The organism is Streptomyces sp. NPDC033229 (genome assembly GCF_055576875.1).
The window spans coordinates 1-3,730 of sequence record NZ_JBVIQR010000145.1 but is presented as its reverse complement, the minus strand read 5'-3'; the positions used below and the strand labels follow the sequence as shown (position 1 = coordinate 3,730).

The 3,730-nt window shown below is 67.1% G+C and carries 4 protein-coding genes, 1 tRNA gene and 1 pseudogene; 3 read left to right on the top strand and 3 right to left on the bottom strand.

Annotated elements, in window-relative coordinates; genetic code table 11:
* The 3 genes and pseudogenes from ACZ53N_RS36750 to ACZ53N_RS36740 form a co-directional block, all read left to right on the top strand.
* Window positions 1-288: pseudogene (locus ACZ53N_RS36750) on the top strand (hypothetical protein); the annotation flags it as partial.
* Window positions 288-863 (top strand): transcriptional regulator, encoded by a 576-nt coding sequence (locus tag ACZ53N_RS36745; protein WP_469145053.1) that lies wholly within the window; start codon window positions 288-290, stop codon window positions 861-863. The pseudogene ACZ53N_RS36750 and the gene ACZ53N_RS36745, both read left to right, overlap by 1 nt.
* A 65-nt stretch (window positions 864-928) precedes the next feature.
* Window positions 929-1,002: transfer RNA gene (locus ACZ53N_RS36740), tRNA-Met, on the top strand.
* A 45-nt stretch (window positions 1,003-1,047) separates the two neighbouring features.
* Here the strand turns inward: ACZ53N_RS36740 and ACZ53N_RS36735 are convergent.
* The 3 genes from ACZ53N_RS36735 to ACZ53N_RS36725 form a co-directional block, all read right to left on the bottom strand.
* The gene (locus ACZ53N_RS36735; protein WP_469145052.1) at window positions 1,048-1,560 is read right to left on the bottom strand and encodes a Pycsar system effector family protein; all 513 of its coding nucleotides are present in this window, start codon (window positions 1,558-1,560) and stop codon (window positions 1,048-1,050) included.
* Window positions 1,548-2,264 (bottom strand): adenylate/guanylate cyclase domain-containing protein, encoded by a 717-nt coding sequence (locus tag ACZ53N_RS36730; protein WP_469145051.1) that lies wholly within the window; start codon window positions 2,262-2,264, stop codon window positions 1,548-1,550. The genes ACZ53N_RS36735 and ACZ53N_RS36730 overlap by 13 nt, the downstream gene beginning before the upstream one ends.
* A 304-nt stretch (window positions 2,265-2,568) precedes the next feature.
* The coding region (locus tag ACZ53N_RS36725) for a helicase associated domain-containing protein (RefSeq protein WP_469145050.1) at window positions 2,569-3,730 on the bottom strand (1,162 nt) is incomplete at its 5' end.

Here is a 3,730-nt window from a genome sequence, read left to right as displayed (position 1 = left end):
AAGTTCGTCTCGACGATGGGGGAGTCGAACTACAACCGGGAGCTGTACCGTCCGGACTGGATGCACATCATCCGTTCGCAGGCGTTCTCCAACCTGTGGCTTAAGGCGCTTAAGGTCCATGACGAGGGCCTGACCTTGGTCCGGGCGATGGGCACCGACGAACTCCACGTCATCGGCGACTGGCGCCGTGTCTTCCCCGAGGGCCGTGGCGTTACAGAAGTCAAGGTGAAGGACACCTACATTGCCGACACCGGACGCACCGAGACGGAAGAGGAGGGGCAGGAGTAGTGCCGGAAAAGAACCTCGACTTCGGGAAGTTCGGCGCCCGTGGCATCAAGGGCAGCGACGCCGTCGCCCGCAAACTCGACGAGCTCGCGGGCGGTATCGCCACCCCGGTGACGGCCAGGCGCGGTCTGATAGCGCGCCTGCACTACCTGACCAAGACCGGTAAGAGCCGCCAGGCCGCCAAGGATGCCGGGCTGACCGTCACCGACCGAACGCTCAAAGCCTGGCTGGAGGGCAAACGCCATCCGTCGAAAGCCAACCTGCAGCGCATCGATACCGCGTACCGGTTGGTGCGACGCCAGAATGTCGCCCGGCATCTCCTGGCCCGTCTCAACCGCGGCGGCCGTGGGACCCGGGTGGAGCTCCACCCCATCAACCAGTCCCAGGTGCCGCGCCCGCTGCAGCGGGTGGTGGAGTACCGGTCGATGAACGTGCGCCGCTGGGACAGGATCGTCGGCTCCTGGGCGGCCGGCGACCACCAGGGCCTCGACGCCGCATGGACCACCGATGTCCTTCCGGACCTCGGAAGCCAGTGGGGCCAGTACGAGTACGTCACCAACGTCGGCTTCGCCGCCTAGAAGACTGGCCCCGGCAGAAAGTGGTCCGTGACCTCGCTGTGATGGCGTACGGTGGGGGCTGCCGACGCGGGGTGGAGCAGCTCGGTAGCTCGCTGGGCTCATAACCCAGAGGTCGCAGGTTCAAATCCTGCCCCCGCTACTGCATGAGCAGGGCCCGGATCCATCTGGATCCGGGCCCTGCTGCTTAGGTGGCGATGCCAGCGATGAATACGAGGATGCCTCCGGCTGCGGCGAGGAGGAACGAGAGCTGAACGAAGCGGTGCTTGCGCCAAGCGACCTTGCTCATGTTGATGAGCTGGTTGCTCAGTACGGGCAGCATGTCCTGTTCCTGGAACGTCTGCGCGAGGGCGGTGGGCTCCCAGAACTGCAGGTGGCCGAAGTAGATGAAGTTCTGGTCGGACTCCGCCTGCAGCTTCTTCCTGGAACGCAGCCGGGGAACAACGACGAGGATCGCCAGGACAGCGCCGGCCAGGATCAGCAGGATCCCGGCCCACAGCGGACCACGGACGCTGAACCCGGTGAGGTTCGAGAAGAGACGGTTCTCGTCGGACAGAGCCACGATGCCAACCAGGGCGGCGGACTCCAGCGTCAGAGCGAAGGACGCCTTCGCGTCCACGCGAGCCGTCCACTCGCCCAGGGCGGCATGGATGCGCCAGGCCGTTTCGCGCGGATCGGAAGCGGCGTTCACAGCTTCCATGTCCAGCTCGACCTGTAGACGGTGATCTTCTCTCCACCGACCTCGCGGGTGAAGGGCCCTTCCCACATGAGCTTCTTCTCGGTGCCCCCGAACTTCGCACTGTCCATCATGGTGCCGAAGACTGCCTTGGTGATGTAGGTGCGGTAGTCGCCGTTGCGGATGTCGCTCAGTTTGGCGGCCACGTTGGGGGCCCGACCGATTGAGACGAGGTCGTTGCTGCCGCGTACACCGCCTCGGACCACGAGCGCGGTACCGGAGTCGATGCCGACGCAGTGCTTGATCTCGAAGCCCTTCGTCGTGAGGGAAGGCAGGTTCGCCTCCGCCTTCGGGCCCACGACCTTCTGCACGGCGTAGTTGATCTGGAGAGCGCACTTCGCAGCATCGGTGTTCTTGGTGTCGCCCATGAACATGGCCATAACCCGGTCGCCGTCGAAGCTGCGGATTTCTCCTCCCCTGGCCCTGATGACCCTGCAAGTGGCGTCCAGGTACGCGCGGATCACCTTCGCTGCCGTCGTACGCGTGAAGTCACGCGCCAGGCCGGTGGAGTCGGCCAAGTCCGCGTAGAGGTAGACCGCGTCGACCTCCACGGCCCCGTTGCTCAGATTCACGTTCTCGGTCGACGGCACGACGGTGCCCTTGCGAGTGTCCCAGTCGGCACAGACGACCCTGGTGACAGCCCCCTCGACCTCATCGGCAAGACCCACTACGCCCCCTGTCTACGTATGAAATGAGTGGCCGCAAGGTAGCAGGCGCCACTGACAACAGGCCGGTGCTCACCTGCCTGACCTGAACCTCCCGCCTCAAGCACTCGGGCTGGAGGGAGGCACCGGACCTGGCCGATCAGCGTGCTCTACGGCGCCGGTATGGTCGGGGTCAGCCGCTGCGGTGTTATGGGGATACCGCAGCGGCTTGCTGGTTTCCCTTCCGGCAGGCAGCGCCGAGCTGGAACAACAATTTGGGCGCTACAGGAGTACGGCAGCGAGGAACGGGGGACCGTGGCGCCGCTCATCATGGCCAGCGCATGTCGAGCGTGTCGAGGTCTGCGCGGCGCTGCTCGGTGAGCTTGTCGGCGCGTTTGCGGATGTTGTCGAGAATCATGCCGAGCTTCACCGCCAGGAGCTCCTCAGCGCCGTCCCGGCGGCCTGCCGGCCCGTCTTCTGGTTCCAGGTGTTCGACATGCTTGCGGGGCACGTTCAGGTGGCCCTCGCGGGCGTGGAACTGGCATGCCGCCCGGAGGTTGAGCGCCCATTTATCGTCCTGCATGCGTTTCACGGGCCGCTCGTGCTCTTCAGCCGGAGTGAGGCCGAGGACGTTCTCGAGGAGCCACTGCTGGACGGGCAGGAACGCGTCCCAGCCCAGGCGGCACGCCCAGGCCCAGCGGCCGAGATCTTCGCCCTGCACGATCACCTCGCCCGGCACCCTCGGCACCGCCCCGCCGCTTTGGACGTGAGCGTGGGCGAGGCGGAAGCAGCGCTGCCACCCGGTGTCCCACGCCGGGCACCAGCCCGGGTCGATCTCTTCCAGGGCGTCCCGTCGTGCTTCGGTGAGTGCCCTGGCGCTGGATTCGACGGGGAGGCCGGCCTCGCGCCGCTCGGCGATGATGTCCGCGAGGCGGGCCGCGGTACGCTGGTTCTTCGCCCAGGTCCCGACTGGGTACCCGTCCCAGACAGCGGTGGCGGGCGGCAGGAAGTGCCCGTGCACCTGAGCCCAGGCGCGGGCGGCGGCGAGCCCTTCCTCGAAGGCGATGTCCTGGTGGGACCAGACCATCCCGAGCTCGTCCAGCTCGGCAACACGGGCCTCGCCGAGGCGTCCGGCCTTGTTAAAGCGCCGCTGGTCGGCGAGCCAGGTGCCCAGCGGGAACCCGGCCGGTACCCAGTCCTCGGGCGTGATGAAGTCGTACGGGACCCGCAGCTGCTCGGCGCCGGTCTCCTTCACATACCGCACGGCGGCCTCAATGCCACGCCGCCAGAAGGCGTTCTCGGGCTCAACCACCCGCAGCTTCACGAACCGGGCCAGCAGCGCCGGATCCCGAGGTGTGCTGAACCTCAGCAGCTCCCGCGCGGGCGCACTCGGCCCCCGCTCACCCTCCGCCCGCTCCTGGCCGCCTTCACCGCCCTCCTCCTCCGGCGCGTAGCTCCCGCTGCGTACGCGGGGGTCGGCGAGGGCTTCG

What these genes read in the sequence shown, in the direction of transcription:
- ACZ53N_RS36735 (WP_469145052.1), bottom strand. Translation starts at nt 1,560, where the DNA reads ATGGAAGCTGTGAACGCCGCTTCCGATCCGCGCGAAACGGCCTGGCGC.